Source organism: Paenibacillus cellulosilyticus (genome assembly GCF_003182255.1).
Classification (GTDB): Bacteria; Bacillota; Bacilli; order Paenibacillales; family Paenibacillaceae; genus Paenibacillus_T; species Paenibacillus_T cellulosilyticus.
The window spans coordinates 277,775-294,548 of the sequence record NZ_QGTQ01000001.1 but is presented as its reverse complement, the minus strand read 5'-3'; the positions used below and the strand labels follow the sequence as shown (position 1 = coordinate 294,548).

The window sequence follows — 16,774 nt, the reverse complement described above, 5'->3', positions numbered from 1 at the left end:
GGGAACAGCAAAGTTTGTTTAAATTCGATTTACATTGACTCGATATAATAGAAGAAGCTCGCAAGGAGAGCTGCGGTACACAGGTTTCAAGCTTGCAGTGCCACAGCCTCACGGACAGGAAAGGATGTGCTTCGAAGCTATGGTGAATATATTAGTTGTCGATGACGACGCGTCCATTCGGAAGCTTGTTGGACATTTTATGAGTGAAGCAGGCTATACGGTGGAAGATGCGGAGAACGGATTCGATGCGCTGCGGAAGCTGGAGTCGTTCAAGGCGGATCTTGTTATTCTCGATCTCATGATGCCAGAGATGGACGGGTGGAAGCTGTGTAGGGAGCTGCGCGAATTTTATCCCGATATGCCGCTGCTCATGCTCACTGCGATGGGGGAGACATCCCAGAAGATTAAAGGGTTCGACCTTGGCACTGACGACTATGTCGTAAAGCCGTTCGTACCGGAAGAGCTTGTTGCACGAGTAAAGGCGCTGTTGAAACGGTATCGGATTGCGGTTTCTTCTACGGTACAGATCGGCCAGGTGACGCTGAATCGACGGACGTTCGAGACGACAATGAAGGAGGCAAGCATCTCGCTTCCGCTGAAGGAATTCGAGCTGCTGTTCAAGCTGGCGAGCTATCCTGGGCAGACGCTGCTGCGTGAGCAGCTTATTGAAGCGATCTGGGGCGTCGACTTTGATGGCAACGAACGAACGCTGGATGTTCATGTGAATCGGCTTCGCGAGCGGTTTCCCGAGGCGGAGGCGGGATTCCGCATAGCAACGGTACGCGGGCTTGGCTACCGGATGGAGGCAGGGGCTGAATGAAGAGGAGGAAGAAGGACAAGGAGAAGCCGAAGGCCAGCGCGTACGAACGATTTTATAGCAACATGCGCATGAAAATCGTCGGAGCTTTCTTCGGGATGACGATCGTAGTCGTCATCTTCTGGTCCGCTATGTACTCGGTCGTCGCCTATGCTGCTGATGGACTGCATCGTGACGACACTCGGGATGAGCTGCTTGAAGATTTGCATCATATCGTCGAGATGTTGGAGGCAGCGCATGCAGAGCCAGCATCGGCTGCACAGGCGAATCTGATTACACTGAATGCCCGCCAATTGAATGCAACAATTGCGCTTCAATCGGGCAATGAACAGTGGAATATCTATGGAGAAGGAGCGGACCGTCTCCGGAAGCAATTATCCACAACGGGTTCTGACGAGTGGTACCACTACCGCTGGAACAATCCATTTACAACACGCGATGCTGTACTTATGACAACCGTTCAAGGCAGCGACGGAACCTCCTATCGATTGGCGATCAATAAGCCGCTGGCTGCTTGGTATGATCATTTTTATTATGCGGTCTCCCCGCAGCTGTTGTTTGTCCTAACGATTGCGTTGTTGGCCCTCTTTGCTACCCCTTGGCGGAAACAAATGCAATTAATGAAGATGATGCTGGATGCCATGAGCCGCATTGCATCAGGAGATTTCGCGGTGGAGCTTCCGAAGGTGAATCGGTCGGGAGATATGGAGGTCATCGTCGAGGGACTAAGCGATATGGCGACCGAGCTGCAGCAATTGGAGCAGACGCGTCAGCGGTTCATTTCGGACGTGTCGCATGAACTGCAGTCGCCTCTTACTTCTATAACTGGTTTCGCGAGGGCGCTTCATAATGAGACATTGTCGAAGGAGACACGGCTCGATTATTTGGAACGGATTGAGGCGGAGAGCATGCGTTTATCGAAGCTGAGCGACAGCCTGCTCAAGCTGACGATGCTTGAAGCGCAGCGAGAGATAATGGAGCCCTGCTCCTATGAGCTCGATATGCAGCTGAAGCGCACTGCGCTGGCGCTGGAGCCGCAATGGCTGGGCAAACGGATTGAGCTCGATATTGATTTGGAGCATGCAACCGTGACAGGCGATGAGGATGCCCTGCGCCAAGTATGGACGAATCTGCTGCACAACGCGATCAAGTTCACACCGGAGGATGGAACGATTCGCATCCAATTGAAGAAGGAACAGCAGCATGCATTTGTAACGATCGCCGATACGGGGATCGGCATCGCCGAGGAGGACCTGCCGCATGTATTCGAGCGGTTCTATAAGGCGGATAAAGCTCGCACCAGCTCCAAAGGCGGCAGCGGCCTTGGTCTTGCAATCGCTGCAACGATCGTTCGTCAGCACGGCGGTACGATAAACGCGAGCAGTGTGCAGGGTCAAGGTACGACGTTCGAGGTCACGATTCCGCTGCAGCCAGCGGCTGCGGAGAAGCTCGGAAAACCGACAGAATCGAAGAATGGCCGTTAAAGCACCTGGTTAGAACATAATAAAGGATCGTAAGTGGTTTGGTGGCCAAATTGGATGTGTTTAGTGTACGTTAGAGTATCGTATTAGGCTCGCTTGGCGGATAGTGGCGAGTTAGTGTACATGAAAGTATCCTATCTAGCTCGGCCCTCAGATAATTAGGGGATAGAATACAACTAGGTATCCTATCCCGCGCGTTAAACGGACTTATGTCCGGCTGCGTTCACTGCTCGTGATGAAGCGCAGACTTCCATAAGCTACAGCGTCTCAAGGAACGGAGCGATCCGCTGCGCCATCAGTCGGTGACCGGCCTCGTTCGGATGCAGACCGTCCGGCATGTACCGATCCTTGATGATCTGCAGCTTCGGCTGCATGCCGCTCATCGCATACAGGTCGAGTACCGGCAGCGCGTAATAGCGCGCGCGTTCCTTCAGATGCTCAGCGAATTGCGTTAGCGTCAGACCGGTTTCGGGATTGAGCTCGCCATAGCCATCGTAGAAGTCACGGTGCAGCGGCGTCAGGAAGCAGATGGAGGCTGCCGGATATTTTTCAATCAGCCCAGTCATCAGCACATTCAGCGCGCCGAGATAGGTATCCGTTGCGAAGTCCTCCGTCGTGCCGATCGGTGCCGTCCCGTGTCCGAAATCATTCGTGCCCCCGAACACAACAACGAGATCGGCCTCATCAGCCATTCCCGTATAACGAACGGACATGGCACTGCCGCCATCGTCTGGCCGACTTGCGATACGAGTGCCGCTAATACCGTAATGCAGCAGATGGCCGAAACCGATCATCTCGTTCAGAAAAGCGTGATAAGTCTTTGCTGTGCCAACGCCTTCCGTGATGCTGTCACCAAGGAACACAGCCTTTTTACCTGCCCATTTGCTCGTACTCATTCGTCTAATCCTCCTATTCGATCCTGCATGTACATGGTCTTTTCTAGTGTAGCCCATCGCTATTGAACCCGGCTAGACGACCCTTCTTTAAAAATTAATAACAACGTTGTTAAAAATCCATTGAATGTCACAAACAGAAAGAGTAGGATAAGGATTAAGCGGCTGATATCGTATTCTGAATGCGCATACATCGGGATCGAATGAGCCAACAGGCAAGTTGTCATTCTCATTATTAATGATAAGAAGGAAGGGTGTCTCCTCGAATGAAGCCTTTCATGAATGAACAGTTTTTACTCCGCACGCCTACAGCCGTAAAGCTGTATGAACAGCATGCGAAAGACCTGCCGATTATCGACTATCACTGCCACCTCAGCCCGCAAGAAATTTACGAGAACAAAAGATTCAATAACTTAACCGAAGCTTGGCTGTACGGCGACCATTACAAATGGCGTGCGATGCGCGCGAATGGCGAGCCCGAGCATCTCGTTACTGGCCCGGCAGACGACTATGACCGTTTCCTCGCTTACGCGCGGACCGTTCCAATGACGATCGGCAACCCGCTGTACCATTGGTCCCATCTGGAGCTGCAGCGCTTCTTCGGCATCTACGATCTCATCAATGAGCGCAATGCGCGCTCGATTTGGGATCGCGTGCAAGCTCAGCTGGATGGCGAGGGCTTCAGCGCCCGCGACTTGATCCGCAAATCGAACGTTCGCGTTGTCTGCACGACAGACGATCCGACGGATTCGCTCGAATATCATATTAAGTTGAAGCAGGATGCAGACTTCCAAGACGTGAAGGTGCTGCCTTCGTTCCGCCCGGATAAGGCGTTGGAGCTCAATCGTGAAGGCTTCACGGCTTGGATCGATAAGCTGGCATCTGTGAATGGCAAGCCGATCGCAGCCTATGACGATCTGCTAAGTGCGCTGGACGCACGTATCGCCTTCTTTAATGAAACGGGCTGCCGCGTTGCGGACCTTGCGATCGACGTCATGGTATATGCAGATGCAACGCATGAAGAAGCGGCTGCTGCGTTCGCAGCAGCACTCCGCGGCGAGAAAGCAAGCGCTGAGACGGAAGCGAAGTACAAGACGTTTACACTGCTTCACATCTGCCGTCAATACGCGGAGTACGGCTGGGCGATGCAGTTCCACATCAATGCTGCTCGCAACAACAACAGCCGCATGTTCGCGAAGCTTGGTCCAGACACAGGCTACGACTCCATTAATGATAGCCCTGTTGCTTACGGGCTGGCTCACATTCTCGGAGCCCTTGATGCGGATGACAAGCTGCCGAAGACGATTCTGTACTCGCTCAACCCGAACGACTACCATGCAATCGGCACGATCATGGGCAGCTTCCAGGGCGGCGGTACGCCGGGCAAAATTCAATTCGGTTCCGCTTGGTGGTTCAACGACACGAAGGACGGCATGATCGAGCAAATGAAGGCGTTGGCGAATTTTGGTTTGCTCAGCCGCTTCATCGGCATGCTAACGGACTCGCGCAGCTTCTTGTCCTATACGCGGCATGAATATTTCCGCCGTATTCTATGCGACTTGATCGGCGAATGGGTCGAAAATGGCGAAGCGCCGGACGATGACGAGCTTCTCGGCACGATCGTACGCGGCATTTGCTATGACAACGCGCAAGCATATTTTGAGTTCTAAACGCCATACTATAGAGAGTTGCGACAGAGCAATGCGCAAATGTGTCTGTCGGTTGATCATTATTTGAACAAAATTTGATGATTTTTTGAACAAAATATGAACATTCTTCGATCGTTTGTGATATACTATGGACATGGAAGCACTTACAACGATATGAAGGAGCGTTTTGACCATGACGACAAAGACATCATCGACAAGCGTATTATCGACGGAGCGCGGTTTTAGACCGCTTGTATGGCTAATGACGGTGGCGGCATGGGCGGCGCTGACGATCGGCGTTGTAATGTGCCTTATGTATCTTCGTCCATTCAACGATCGCAACTGGCAGCTGATGATCGGTATCGGTTTCTTAGTTGGCAGCGTTCATATTTATGTAATCAAAACTGCGATCCACCTCGTTAATGAACGGCGTGCGCAGCAGCAATCCGACAATGATCAATCGTAAACCTTCTATATAAGAAGACATCCCTTCCGGCTTGGCCGGAAGGGATTTTTTTTGTGTCTGTCACAATTGTGGAGCGGTATGCAAACTTCCGACATATTTTCCATGGTTGAATCCCCGTTTTTACGTGCAAATTAACAGGTACAATGGATTAAAATGCGTAATTGGTTCGGTCAATGGCAGTTCCATCCTATGTCGTGTCAAAGTGGTGAAAATTGTTTTACAGAAAAGAGAATAAAGATTGACGTATTTGCAAACTGGGGCGTAAAACTTGCGGCGTTCTGTTATGTTGGACTTACGGAAAAGAACAACTCGGATAAGACCTCTCGAACGGAGGCGTTCGGGCGGATGAGGGAGATGAAAACAATCATGCGGAGAAAACTAACCAAGTATGCAGCTCCGCTGCTAATCATGCTGATGATGGTCATGCTGTCGGGCTGCAGCACAGACATGATGGTACTCGATCCTAAGGGGCCGGTCGGATCGGATCAGCGCGACTTGATCTACATCGTTACGATTCTGTGTGCCATCGTTATGGTGCCGGTTATCTTGCTGACGGCTTGGATCGTATGGCGCTACCGCGATACGAAAGACAACAAATCGAAGTACATGCCGACTTGGTCGCATAGCGCGCTTGCCGAGACGATTTGGTGGGGGATCCCGATCATCATTATCGGCGTTATTGCTGTGTTTACGGTCAAATATACGTATGCACTGGAACCATCGAAGCCGCTGGAGTCGGACAAAGAGCCGCTCGTTATCGAAGCGACATCGCTTGACTGGAAATGGCTGTTCACCTATCCAGAGCAGAACATTGCGACAGTGAACTACCTCTACATTCCTGAGGATCGTCCAGTCGAATTCCATCTGACGAGTGACGCACCGATGAACTCGTTCTGGATTCCGCAGCTTGGCGGTCAGATCTACACGATGTCCGGTATGAGCATGAAGCTGAATCTGCAAGCCGATGAGCCGGGTGTGTATTACGGATCGGGTGCAAACTTCAGCGGCGAGCATTTTGCTGACATGCGCTTTGAAGTAACGGCTACGAGTGAAGATGAGTTCACGAAATGGGTTGATTCCATTAAAGCAGTGCCTGACGCGTTGACGCTTGAGGGCTATGAGAAGCTGGCTGAGCCGGCATCCTCGCCAGTTCAGTCGTTCAACTCGTTCCCAGAAGGCTTGTACGATAAAATCGTGAACAAGTATGTAATCGATAAACCTGCTCACCAACACGGTGAATAGAATCAACTAAACCAATTTAGACGAATTGAGAGGAGGCAGCAGCTATGTGGGGGAACTTAGAGAGCTTCTCAGATTTCTTCGTAACTGGCGACCCGATGATCTTGGGCGCACAGGTAAGCATAGCGCTGGCCATGATAGCGATAGTATTCGTCCTCACGGTGTTCAAAAAGTGGGGATGGCTGTGGCGCGAATGGCTGACGACAGTCGATCACAAAAGGGTCGGCATCATGTATATCATCGCATCGATTCTGATGCTGTTCCGGGGCGGCGTTGACGCATTGCTGATGCGTTTGCAGCTGGCTATGCCGGATTCAGAGTTCCTGCATGCGGAACACTATAACCAGATATTTACGACGCACGGCGTCATCATGATCCTGTTCATGGCAATGCCGCTTATGTTCGGTTTGTTCAATATTGCCGTGCCGCTGCAAATTGGCGCACGCGACGTCGCGTATCCGTTCCTGAACGCCTTAAGCTTCTGGCTGTTCTTCTTCGGTGCGATGCTGTTCAACGTCTCCTTCATCATCGGCGGTTCGCCGGATGCAGGCTGGCTCGCTTATCCGCCGCTGTCGGAGCTGTCGCACAGCGCTGGCGTTGGTCAAAACTTCTACATCTGGGGCATTCAGATCTCCGGTATCGGCTCGCTGGCGACAGGTATCAACTTCGTCGTAACGATTCTGAAGATGCGTGCGCCAGGCATGAAGCTGATGAAAATGCCGATGTTCACTTGGTCGGTACTGTCCAGCTGCTTGATGATTTTGTTCGCCTTCCCGATCCTGACGGTTACGCTCGCGCTGCTGTTCTTGGACCGTTACCTTGGCGCTCACTTCTTCACGCTTGATGCGGGCGGCAACCCGATGATGTACATCAACTTGATTTGGATGTGGGGTCACCCCGAGGTTTACATCGTCGTCGTTCCGGCGTTCGGTATATTCTCCGAGGTCGTGGCAACCTTCTCGCGTAAGAAACTGTTCGGCTACAGCTCGATGGTGTTCGCCATGATCAGCATCGCGGTTATGTCGTTCTTCACATGGGCCCACCACTTCTTCACGATGGGTTCGGGCGCGGACGTCAATGCGTTCTTCGCCGTCTCAACGATGATTATCGCAATACCAACCGGTGTTAAAATCTTTAACTGGCTGTTCACGATGTTCCGCGGCCGCATTCGGTTCACAACGCCGATGCTGTGGACGATTGCGTTCATTCCATGCTTCATCGTTGGTGGTATGACGGGTGTTATGCTCTCCGTTGCACCGGCTGACTTCCAGTTCCATAACAGCTACTTCCTGATTGCGCACTTCCACCAAGTGCTCATCGGTGGTGTCGCATTTGGTTACTTCGCAGGCCTGTACTACTGGTGGCCGAAGATGTTCGGATTCGCGCTTCATGAAGGTCTGGGCAAATGGGCATTCTGGTTCTGGAACATCGGCTTCTATGTGTGCTTCATGCCGCAGTACTTCTTGGGCCTCGACGGTATGACACGCCGATTGTACACGTACGACTTCGATATGGGCTGGGGCCCGCTGAACATGGTTTCGACGGTCGGCGGCTTCCTGATGGGTATCGGCTTCCTGTTCCAAGTATGGCAGATTGCTCACAGCATCAAGTTCCACAAACGCGATACGACAGGCGACCACTGGGATGGCCGCACGCTGGAATGGTCGATTCCATCGCCAGCACCATTGTACAACTTTGCAACAGATCCGCAGGTTCAAGATGTGGACGATTGGTGGGAGACGAAGCAGAAGCTCGCCAAGGGCGAGAAGCTGCCGCCGAAACCGGCACTTGCACCAATTCATATGCCGAAAAACTCTGCTATTCCATTCATTATGTCGATCTGCTGGTTCGGAGCAGGCTTCGGATTCGTATGGGATTGGCTGTGGATGGCAATTCCGTCGGTTATCGGCATAGCTGCCTGCATGATCGCTCGCTCGTTCACGTACGATGATGACTACTACATCCCTGTGGATGAAATTAAACGTACGGAAGAGGCTGCTGCCGCATTGAAAGGAGCGACGGTCTAATGGCGAATAGTGTGTCGCATAAAGCTGAGCAACACGGCCATGATCATGGCCATCATCATCATGATCTAGAGTCGCTCAAAACATTTGGTTTCTGGATCTTCCTGATGACGGACGTCATCATCTTCGGTACCTTGTTCGCGGTATATGCAGTACTGCGTAACAATACAGCCGGCGGTCCAACACCTGAAGAGCTGTTCAAAATGCCAGGTGTCATCGCCGAAACGTTCATCCTGCTGACGAGCTCGTTCACGAGCGGGCTCGCCGTGCTCGCCATGCATGCGGGCAAACGCAACCAGCTGATCGGCTGGCTCGCGGTAACGTTCGTGCTTGGCGCAGCGTTTATTACGCTTGAGGTTACGGAATTCATCGACATGGTGCACGAAGGCGCAACGATCGCAACGAGCGGCTTCCTGTCCGGCTTCTTCACGCTGGTAGGCACGCACGGTTTGCACGTATCGATCGGTCTGATCTGGATGATCGGCCTCATGATTCAGCTGCGCAGACGCGGCATTACGAACGTGACGAAGCGCAAAGTAGAAGTACTGAGCTTGTACTGGCACTTCCTCGACGTTGTGTGGATCTTCGTTCTGACGGTCGTTTACTTGATGGGGGTGATGTAAGATGGGTCAACCTACGCATGGTCACGGTGGACATGGTGCAGGGCATGAGGGCGGCCACGGCTCGCTGAAGTCTTACGTCATCGGCTTCATCCTGTCGATCGTCTTGACGATCATTCCGCTCGTCGTCGTTATGAATGATATGATGGGCAAGACGGGCACGATTGTCCTGATTCTCATCCTGGCTGTTCTGCAATTCGCTGTTCAGCTGTGGTTCTTCATGCATCTGAAGGATGGCGAGAACGCAAAGTGGAACATCACGGCGCTGCTCTTCGCTGCATTGATTTTGCTCGTCGTTGTTGTCGGTTCCATCTGGATCATGACATACAATACGGTTGCTCATTAATACGTGGGTAATGATACAAAGAAGCCGTTCGAGTGCGCCTACGCAGGCTCATTCGGACGGCTTTTTGTTTGTTGATTTCTACGGGGCGAGAAACGGCGTGTGCCGTCAAAAGGACGACGCACGCCGTTTCATCTCCTATGCGTATGTAGGTGCGGTGTTGATGCTTATTGCTGTGCGGCCGGAGGCAGTGAGCTGCTCAGCCGGTCACGGTCGCCCGGAAGCGACGGGTTGTAGAACAGATCGCCGATTGGCAGCTGGAAGAAATCCGACAGCTTACGGATTGTCTCCGCCCGTGGCGAGTATCGTCCCGTCTCAATCTGTGACAATGAGGCACGATCAATGCCGAGTGCGTCGGCTAACTGCTTCTGTGTTATGCCACGATGCTTACGAATGTAAGAAATACGATTACCAATTACAAGTTCTCGAACTGTCAATCCAATCACCGCCGAAAGTGTAATGAGTTATAATAATGAACTTCCCTTTTTTGCCATAATAATAATATACAGTAAAATGTGTTGAATGACAACACAATGTTTCGGGTCGGGGCACATGTTTTGTGGGATGCATTGTGTTTAGAAAAACAAAACAGGTAAGATAATGTTGGGTGATCGTAACGATGGATAACCAACACAGCGAATGGACGGACAAGGAGAAGCTTGGCCAAACGATTCGCTTACTGCGACTAACTAATAACTTGTCGCTTCGTGACTTGGCTGAGAGGTCAGGCATTAGCTATTCATTCATAAGCTCGATTGAGAAGGGGCGCTTCTCTCCTTCCCGTGATACAATCATCGCTCTTGGGCAGGCGCTTGAGGGCGCCGATTCCAATGAACTGCTCATGCTGGCAGGCTTCGCGCCGCATGCTGGTCTAGTGAAGGAAGAGAGTTCACTGTATGAGCCCGAGGTGCAGTTTATTTTGCGTGCCAAGCGAGATTTGACGCCAAAGGCGTTCAAAACATTCATGCGCATTGCTGAGCAGACGAAGAAGGCGCTCGAAGATGAATAAGACCGTTTCTCCTGACTGATTGTACAGACACAGGATGAAACGGTCTTATTCGTTATGGCAGTTAATCTTGATGATCGAATGAAGACTAGCCTGTGATTTGAACCGTGCCGTTCTCTTCAGAAACGCTGAGCTTGAGCACTTGATCGAAGAAATCAAGCGGTACATAGAGCGAGCCTTTTACGATGGTTGGCGCAGCGCTCAGCTCGAATGGTGCAACACGATTGAAGAAGTAGCTGTTTTGGCCGACGGTCACTTGGGTCCATTGTGCTCCACGTGATAACTCTGCGCTGTGTGTGGTGCCATTCCATGCCACCTTGAAGCCGAGCGCTTCAGCTGCTTGGCGCAATGGAACAAGCTTTGTACCTTTCGGACCGGCAGCAAGTTTGTCCGCATCGATCGTGAATGAGGCAGCTGCCGTTGGTTGTTCCGTTACAGGGACGATGACGATACCGCCGGCATAAGGCGCCACATCGTATTGTTGAAACACCAGCTGAACAATCCCGTTCTCGTAGTAGTATTGGGTGTCTTCCGTAACCCCTGTGAACGTGTCGAGGATGTCGGTGTAGAAACGGTCTGGATCCTGCTTAATCTGATAACGAACCGCACTGTCTGCCTTCGCAAAGCCGCCCTCGCCTAATGCCTGCTCCAGTGTAATGGCCTGCGCTTCCGTACCGTTCAGTACATTGTAGCCCGCCTCGAACGTACCGCCATGTGCGCCACCCGTGTACGTATAAGTCGAGGTTGTCATGGAGAAAATGCCGCCTGCTTCTTGGCTGCCGTCAGACTTCACTTCATATTCTACAATCATCTCATACGGATGATATTCATAGCCGCTCTCTGCTGCGGACTTCTTGTCTTCCTCTGCTTGTGTCTTCAGTTCCGCGAGCGTATCTGTCGCTTGCTTCTCAATCTCGCTGTTCAGCTTCTCTTGATACGCAGTGTCCTGCAGGCCGCTGATGACCGGAATGGACAGCTTCGCGCTGAGCAGGTCGGTGTTCTCTTCAATCAGCTTCGTCGTTACCGTTACCGCCCTAGCGTTCTCGATCGAGATGGCCGAGATTGGAACGGCTGTTACAGGTGCTGAGATCGGCACAGCTGTTTCGTAGATCGGTGCCGAGATCGGCACGGCAGTGACCGTTTCTGCGAATGCGGATAGAGGGGCAGCGGCGAGAAGGCAGGAGCCAACAGCTGCGAGCGTAATCATGCGGAAAGGCGATTTCATTAGCAAGTCCTCCTAAAAGTAATTTGGTTCATCCTAGAGACACTTCCTTGCAAGCAAAATACTTGCTTCGAAAGCATTCGCTATGTTGCAAAAAAAAGCGGTTGTCCGCTCGTAATTCGGTCAAATATATAGACGGGGCAAGGTTGCATTTTGTTACTAGTAGACAAACATTTTTATTTTTGAAAAAGCAGCATGTTAGTTGTCACGGGATGTTCAATATCGATGTGATTGCAGTCACAACTAGGGAACCGGTTAGAGGGGTATACTTCGAATAGGTTATGAGAAAAGTCACTTTCGAAGGAGAGATTCGAAATGCTAAGCGCACAAACCGTATCTATTATTAAATCGACAGTACCGGTGTTGGCCGAGCACGGCCTGGAAATCACGAAAACTTTCTACAGCAGAATGTTCGCTCGTCATCCGGAGCTGCTCAACATATTCAATCATGCGAATCAGAAGCAGGGTCGCCAGCAGCAGGCGCTGGCGAATGCCGTATATGCAGCCGCAGCTCATATTGATAATATAGGGGCCATTCTGCCGGCTGTTAAACTTATTGCGCATAAACATAGAAGCTTAGGCATCAAGCCAGAGCATTACCCGATTGTTGGCGAGAATCTGCTCGCAGCCATCCAAGAGGTGCTGGGCGATGCAGCAACACCAGAAATTATTGCAGCATGGGGCGAAGCGTACGGGTTCATTGCCGATGCATTCATCAGCATCGAGGCAGAGATGTATGCAGAAGCAGAGGGAGCAGAAGGCGGCTGGAAAGATTTCAGAAGGTTCGTCGTTGATCGGAAGCAAGTAGAGTCGGATGTTATTACATCGTTCTATCTGGTACCAGAGGACGGTGGAGCGATTTCATCTTTCATTCCGGGTCAATATGTAACGGTAAAGGTCAATATCCCAGGCGCGAAAAATACGATGCTTCGCCAATACAGCCTGTCGTGTGAACCAGGGAAGCCGTATTATCGGATTTCGGTTAAACGCGAGGACGGTACATCCAACCATCCGGATGGCGCAGTATCCAATTATTTGCATGAGACGGTGAAGGTGGGCGATGTACTGGAACTGTCCGCGCCAGCCGGTGAGTTCGTGCTTGATCTGCAGGACACGCGCCCAGTCGTGCTGCTAAGTGGCGGCGTTGGTCTTACGCCGATGGTCAGCATGCTGAATACACTCGCAACGCAAGGTGGCGAGCGGTCGGTAACGTTCCTTCATTCGGCATTGAATGGCAATGTTCATGCTCTGCGCGAGGAAGTGCTTGCTGCTGCTGGTCGAATCGGGCAAGCTGCGAAGGTACGCTTCGTCTACGAGCAGCCAAGTGAGACTGATCGTGCAGCAGGCGCATTTGATCGGGAAGGCCGCATTGATGCTGCCTATCTCGCGGAAGAGGCACCGAAGGACGCCGTTTACTATATTTGCGGTCCAGTGCCGTTCATGCGCGCAATGGTGCAGGCGCTGAAGGCAAATGGCGTGGCAGACGAAAGCATTCGTTACGAATTCTTCGGTCCGGCTGGAACACTGGAATCTTAAGATGGATTGATAGATGCAAACGAGGGTGCCTTGCGGTGATCAGCCGCGGGGCACCCTTTGTTTGTAGTTGGAAACATTCGGACAGTCTAATAAGCGGTGCAGATACGACAGTTCACGGGCAATGGAGGCAGTCGTCAATTCGGCGACTCGCGCAGCAGTCGGTTCACGGTCTCGCGGCGCAGCGCGATAAATTGGCCGATCTCCTCCTGCGTCAATAAATCGGTCAGCCTCGTGTTCGGCGGCAGGTAGCGGGCGATCCAGCTGCGGAACGCTTCGAGCTTCTCGGCAGGGCTCTGGAGCGCAAGCTGGTCAATTCGTTCCTGCATCATGCGGAGCCGGCTTTGCAGCAGGCGTGCCGTCTCCAGCGCGGCCGCCGTGTCCGAGTTGACCCGAGCGTACCATTCTGCAGCTGGAATAAGCTCAATCTCGCTTGTCATGAGTGCAATTGCGGTGGCGTGGTAAGCCTTCGGTGAAATGAGGGAATGATGCGGAATGACCTCGCCCGGCACGATGAAATTAAGGACAAGCTGACGGCCATCCTCCTGCACGCGGACGATCTTCAGCAGGCCGCTGTGCAGCCGATATAAGGGTCCGGATTCCCCCTGTCGGAACAAAATTTCGTTACGATGAAGCAGCATGGTAAATGTTCCTCGCCCTCTGAATAGAATTGACTTGAACTAATTCTAAATTTATAATGATTCTAAAGAGATAGTTATTGAAAGCAAGCTGGCAAAGGATGAACCCTTATGAAATTGAACCTGACAATGCAGCGTAAAGCGGTACTGGAAGTACTTCAGCAGTCGCATGATCACCCGACGGCAGCCGATGTCATGGATCGGCTTCGCGCACAAGGCAATGCATTCGCATATGGCACTGTATATAATTCGCTTCGCTATTTAACAGAGGCAGGACTCGTTAAGGAGCTGAAGCTTGGCGAGGTCGCGTCACGCTACGACGCAAGAATGGAAGATCATCATCATGTCGTCTGCACACGCTGCGGACGTGTCGACGAAGTCGCAATTGAGCTGCCGGCCGAATGGCTCGGCAAAGCTGCGCAGGAAACCAATTATGAGCTGCATCACGCATCCGTGGTGCTGGAAGGAGTGTGTGCAACGTGTTCCGTACTGAACAATCCGTCGAAATAACGAAGCCCCGCCGTATTATGATTGTAAGCCGCCAACCGCACAGCGTACAGGAGACAGCTGCATTACTGATGGGTGATGGCTTCGATGTATTCATGACGCATCAATGTCCTGAGAAGGCGCTGATCGCGCAATTGGCCCCGGATATGATGATATACGATCTGTCCGCCGAGAACAAAGCGACGGCTGCGACGATTGCATCAGTTGGACGATTCGCAGTCCAAGAAGGTGTGGCCCGCACCTTGTTCCTCGTCTCCGAGTCGACGCTTGCCCATTGTTTGGCAGCAGGCACTTCGGAAGAGCTGCTCGTATGGCCGGGCAGCCCAAGTGAGGTGCTGCTGCATGTGCGCCGCATTGTACGCAGCGCAGAGAGCTCCGCAATTGCGACGCTCCGCACATTCAAGGATTTGATGATTGATACTGGCCGAATGGCGGTTTATCGGGATGGCCGCGAGCTGAAACTGACGCGTACCGAATATGATTTGCTCCTTGTCCTTATTCATGCTAGCGGCAGTGTTCTGTCTCGTGAAGTAATAACGGAGAAAATATGGGGCTGCGCCCTGTTCGGCAGCAGCAACACGGTGGATGTACACATTAAGACGCTTCGCAAGAAGCTGAGCGATAATGCGTTGTTCCCGAAATATGTAGCGACTGTCCGTGGAGTTGGATATCGTCTCGCGGACGAGCGGCCTGCCGCTTCCTTTTCGGTTGCACAAAGCGCAACTTATGTATAAATCCGATGTCCTTCTGTGCCGTTACATCATCCTATAACAATCGCAGCAACATGCGTCGCATGAAGGTGCGCCCTCTACTCATATATATGAGGTAGAATGAGTCTAAATCTATAGCAATTCTAGCACTGTAGATGAGAGGGGTTTTCGATAGGATGAGTGAACGATTGACCACAGATCAAGGGCAGCCGGATAACGATAACCTGATCGAGCAGCTGATGCAGTCACGACGTGAACGGATTCCGAAGCGCGATGTCCATGCCCGTGGTGCAGGTGCACGTGGCGTATTCGTTACAGAGCAGTCGATGGCGGCCTATACCAAGGCACATTTTCTCCAAACAGCAGGGCAGGAGACGCCTCTATTCGCTCGATTCTCTACCGTCTTCCACGGCAAAGGCTCGCCAGAGACGGTTCGCGATCCTCGAGCCTTCGAGGTGAAGCTGCATACGCAGGAAGGCATCTGCGATATCGTTGGCAGCCATTTGCCCGTTGCCTTCGTTCGCGATGCGGCGAAGTACTCGGAGCTTGTTCAAGCGATGAAATCATCGCCAGATACGAATGAGCAGACGCCGTCCCGTTACTGGGATTTGCTCACTATGGCGCCTGAATCGACGCATATGTTGACCTGGTTGTTCGCTAATGATGGCACGCCAGCTAACTATCGGCAGATGGACGGCTATAGTGTCCACACGTTCAAATGGATGAATGCAGAAGGTAACATTACCTTTGTCAAATATAGATGGAAGTCGAAACAGGGCACAGCTTATTTCACGCCGGATGAAGCGGCAGCGATGCAGTCACGCGATTTCAGTCACGCGACGCGCGATCTGTACGCGGCAATCGAGAACGGCGAGTTCCCCCAGTGGGAGCTGTATGCGCAGCTGCTGACGCCCGATGGAGCCGACAAGCTCCTATTCGATCCGTTGGATCCAACCAAGCGTTGGCCGGAGGAGCTAGGACAGTATGTCAAAGTAGGCACGATGACGCTCAACCTCAATCCGATCAACTACTATGGAGAGGTAGAGCGGTCTATATACTCTCCGAGCGCACTTGTTCCGGGTATCGAATTGGCTGAAGGAAGTGCAAGGCAGCAGTATGAAGCAGTCGAGCAAGAGCAAGAGCCATTAACGATGATAGACGACTTCACGCAGGCGGGTGAACGCTGCCGCTCCCTGCCAGAGAACGAACAGGAATGGCTCGTACACAATCTGGTCAGCGAGCTGAAACAGGTGCCGCAGCAGACGCAGCTCCGTGCTGTATGCAACTTCTACCGCGCGGATGAACGGATCGGAATGCGGCTTGCCGCTGGCCTTGGCATCGACCTGGGCCGGGATAACTAAAGCTTTTTACAGCCATTGTATGAGCGATATTGCGCATTGAATGGGATGAATATAAGCCTCTGTCTTCGCGGACCAATCGCGGCAGGCAGGGGTTTTTATGTTCGCGTTTACAGATTTTGACGGAAGAATGGCTTAGACCCTAGCACTAGTAGTGTATATATTGATGGTATGATTGTTAGATGTGACTATAGTAGCTATTTTGAAAAAAGAGAGATTTTTTGCTATTTCCTTCGTACTTATTCATGAAATACCAATTGAGGGAGCG

The 16,774-nt window shown here is 51.9% G+C and carries 17 protein-coding genes; 13 read left to right on the top strand and 4 right to left on the bottom strand.

The window, feature by feature from the left end:
- Positions 1 to 139: 139 nt before the first annotated feature.
- Together DFQ01_RS01240 and DFQ01_RS01235 are read left to right on the top strand one after the other, a co-directional pair.
- Positions 140 to 820, top strand: coding sequence for a response regulator transcription factor (locus DFQ01_RS01240; RefSeq protein ID WP_110042057.1), 681 nt, complete (start codon positions 140 to 142; stop codon positions 818 to 820).
- Positions 817 to 2,301, top strand: a complete 1,485-nt coding sequence (locus DFQ01_RS01235) for a sensor histidine kinase (protein WP_110042056.1) — start codon at positions 817 to 819, stop codon at positions 2,299 to 2,301. The genes DFQ01_RS01240 and DFQ01_RS01235 overlap by 4 nt, the downstream gene beginning before the upstream one ends.
- Before the next feature lie 254 nt (positions 2,302 to 2,555).
- Here DFQ01_RS01235 and DFQ01_RS01230 read toward each other — a convergent pair whose 3' ends face one another.
- Positions 2,556 to 3,194: an SGNH/GDSL hydrolase family protein gene (locus tag DFQ01_RS01230; protein WP_174812882.1), complete on the bottom strand. Its 639-nt coding sequence runs from the start codon at positions 3,192 to 3,194 to the stop codon at positions 2,556 to 2,558.
- 263 nt (positions 3,195 to 3,457) lie between these two features.
- On the opposite strand from DFQ01_RS01230, the gene uxaC reads away from it, so the two are divergent.
- The 6 genes from uxaC (at position 3,458) to cyoD (ending at position 9,535) form a co-directional block, all read left to right on the top strand.
- Positions 3,458 to 4,861 carry a glucuronate isomerase gene (gene uxaC / locus DFQ01_RS01225; protein WP_110042054.1) on the top strand — a complete coding sequence of 468 codons (1,404 nt, stop codon included), beginning with the start codon at positions 3,458 to 3,460 and terminating at the stop codon, positions 4,859 to 4,861.
- Between the two features lie 172 nt (positions 4,862 to 5,033).
- A complete protein-coding gene (locus tag DFQ01_RS01220; RefSeq protein ID WP_110042053.1) occupies positions 5,034 to 5,306 on the top strand; it encodes a hypothetical protein in 273 nt (90 codons plus the stop codon).
- A gap of 366 nt (positions 5,307 to 5,672) precedes the next feature.
- Positions 5,673 to 6,548, top strand: coding sequence for a ubiquinol oxidase subunit II (gene cyoA, locus DFQ01_RS01215; RefSeq protein ID WP_110042367.1), 876 nt, complete (start codon positions 5,673 to 5,675; stop codon positions 6,546 to 6,548).
- Between the two features lie 44 nt (positions 6,549 to 6,592).
- The gene (locus DFQ01_RS01210; RefSeq protein WP_110042052.1) at positions 6,593 to 8,572 is read left to right on the top strand and encodes a cbb3-type cytochrome c oxidase subunit I; all 1,980 of its coding nucleotides are present in this window, start codon (positions 6,593 to 6,595) and stop codon (positions 8,570 to 8,572) included.
- Complete coding sequence (gene cyoC, locus DFQ01_RS01205; protein ID WP_110042051.1) at positions 8,572 to 9,192, top strand: cytochrome o ubiquinol oxidase subunit III; 621 nt, start codon at positions 8,572 to 8,574, stop codon at positions 9,190 to 9,192. Before DFQ01_RS01210 ends, cyoC begins: the two co-directional genes overlap by 1 nt.
- 1 nt (position 9,193) lies before the next feature.
- Positions 9,194 to 9,535, top strand: a complete 342-nt coding sequence (gene cyoD, locus DFQ01_RS01200) for a cytochrome o ubiquinol oxidase subunit IV (protein ID WP_110042050.1) — start codon at positions 9,194 to 9,196, stop codon at positions 9,533 to 9,535.
- A 164-nt stretch (positions 9,536 to 9,699) separates the two neighbouring features.
- On the opposite strand, the gene DFQ01_RS01195 is transcribed toward cyoD, so the two are convergent.
- Positions 9,700 to 9,969, bottom strand: coding sequence for a helix-turn-helix transcriptional regulator (locus DFQ01_RS01195; RefSeq protein ID WP_174812881.1), 270 nt, complete (start codon positions 9,967 to 9,969; stop codon positions 9,700 to 9,702).
- 182 nt (positions 9,970 to 10,151) lie between these two features.
- On the opposite strand from DFQ01_RS01195, the gene DFQ01_RS01190 reads away from it, so the two are divergent.
- Positions 10,152 to 10,541 (top strand): helix-turn-helix domain-containing protein, encoded by a 390-nt coding sequence (locus DFQ01_RS01190; protein ID WP_110042048.1) that lies wholly within the window; start codon positions 10,152 to 10,154, stop codon positions 10,539 to 10,541.
- Positions 10,542 to 10,626: 85 nt separating this feature from the next.
- Here the strand turns inward: DFQ01_RS01190 and DFQ01_RS01185 are convergent, their stop codons facing one another.
- Entirely contained in the window at positions 10,627 to 11,763 is a 1,137-nt protein-coding gene (locus DFQ01_RS01185) for a PdaC/SigV domain-containing protein (RefSeq protein WP_110042047.1), read from the bottom strand.
- Between the two features lie 312 nt (positions 11,764 to 12,075).
- Here DFQ01_RS01185 and hmpA point away from each other — a divergent pair, with 312 nt between their 5' ends.
- On the top strand, positions 12,076 to 13,296 hold the full coding sequence (gene hmpA / locus DFQ01_RS01180) for an NO-inducible flavohemoprotein (RefSeq protein ID WP_110042046.1): 1,221 nt from the start codon (positions 12,076 to 12,078) through the stop codon (positions 13,294 to 13,296).
- Positions 13,297 to 13,430: 134 nt separating this feature from the next.
- Here the strand turns inward: hmpA and DFQ01_RS01175 are convergent, their stop codons facing one another.
- The gene (locus DFQ01_RS01175) at positions 13,431 to 13,934 is read right to left on the bottom strand and encodes a Crp/Fnr family transcriptional regulator (RefSeq protein WP_110042045.1); all 504 of its coding nucleotides are present in this window, start codon (positions 13,932 to 13,934) and stop codon (positions 13,431 to 13,433) included.
- 108 nt (positions 13,935 to 14,042) lie between these two features.
- On the opposite strand from DFQ01_RS01175, the gene DFQ01_RS01170 reads away from it, so the two are divergent.
- The 3 genes from DFQ01_RS01170 (at position 14,043) to DFQ01_RS01160 (ending at position 16,509) form a co-directional block, all read left to right on the top strand.
- Entirely contained in the window at positions 14,043 to 14,441 is a 399-nt protein-coding gene (locus tag DFQ01_RS01170; RefSeq protein WP_110042044.1) for a Fur family transcriptional regulator, read from the top strand.
- A complete protein-coding gene (locus tag DFQ01_RS01165; RefSeq protein ID WP_245946471.1) occupies positions 14,411 to 15,172 on the top strand; it encodes a response regulator transcription factor in 762 nt (253 codons plus the stop codon). The genes DFQ01_RS01170 and DFQ01_RS01165 overlap by 31 nt, the downstream gene beginning before the upstream one ends.
- A 152-nt stretch (positions 15,173 to 15,324) precedes the next feature.
- Entirely contained in the window at positions 15,325 to 16,509 is a 1,185-nt protein-coding gene (locus DFQ01_RS01160; RefSeq protein WP_110042043.1) for a catalase, read from the top strand.
- Positions 16,510 to 16,774: the final 265 nt, after the last annotated feature.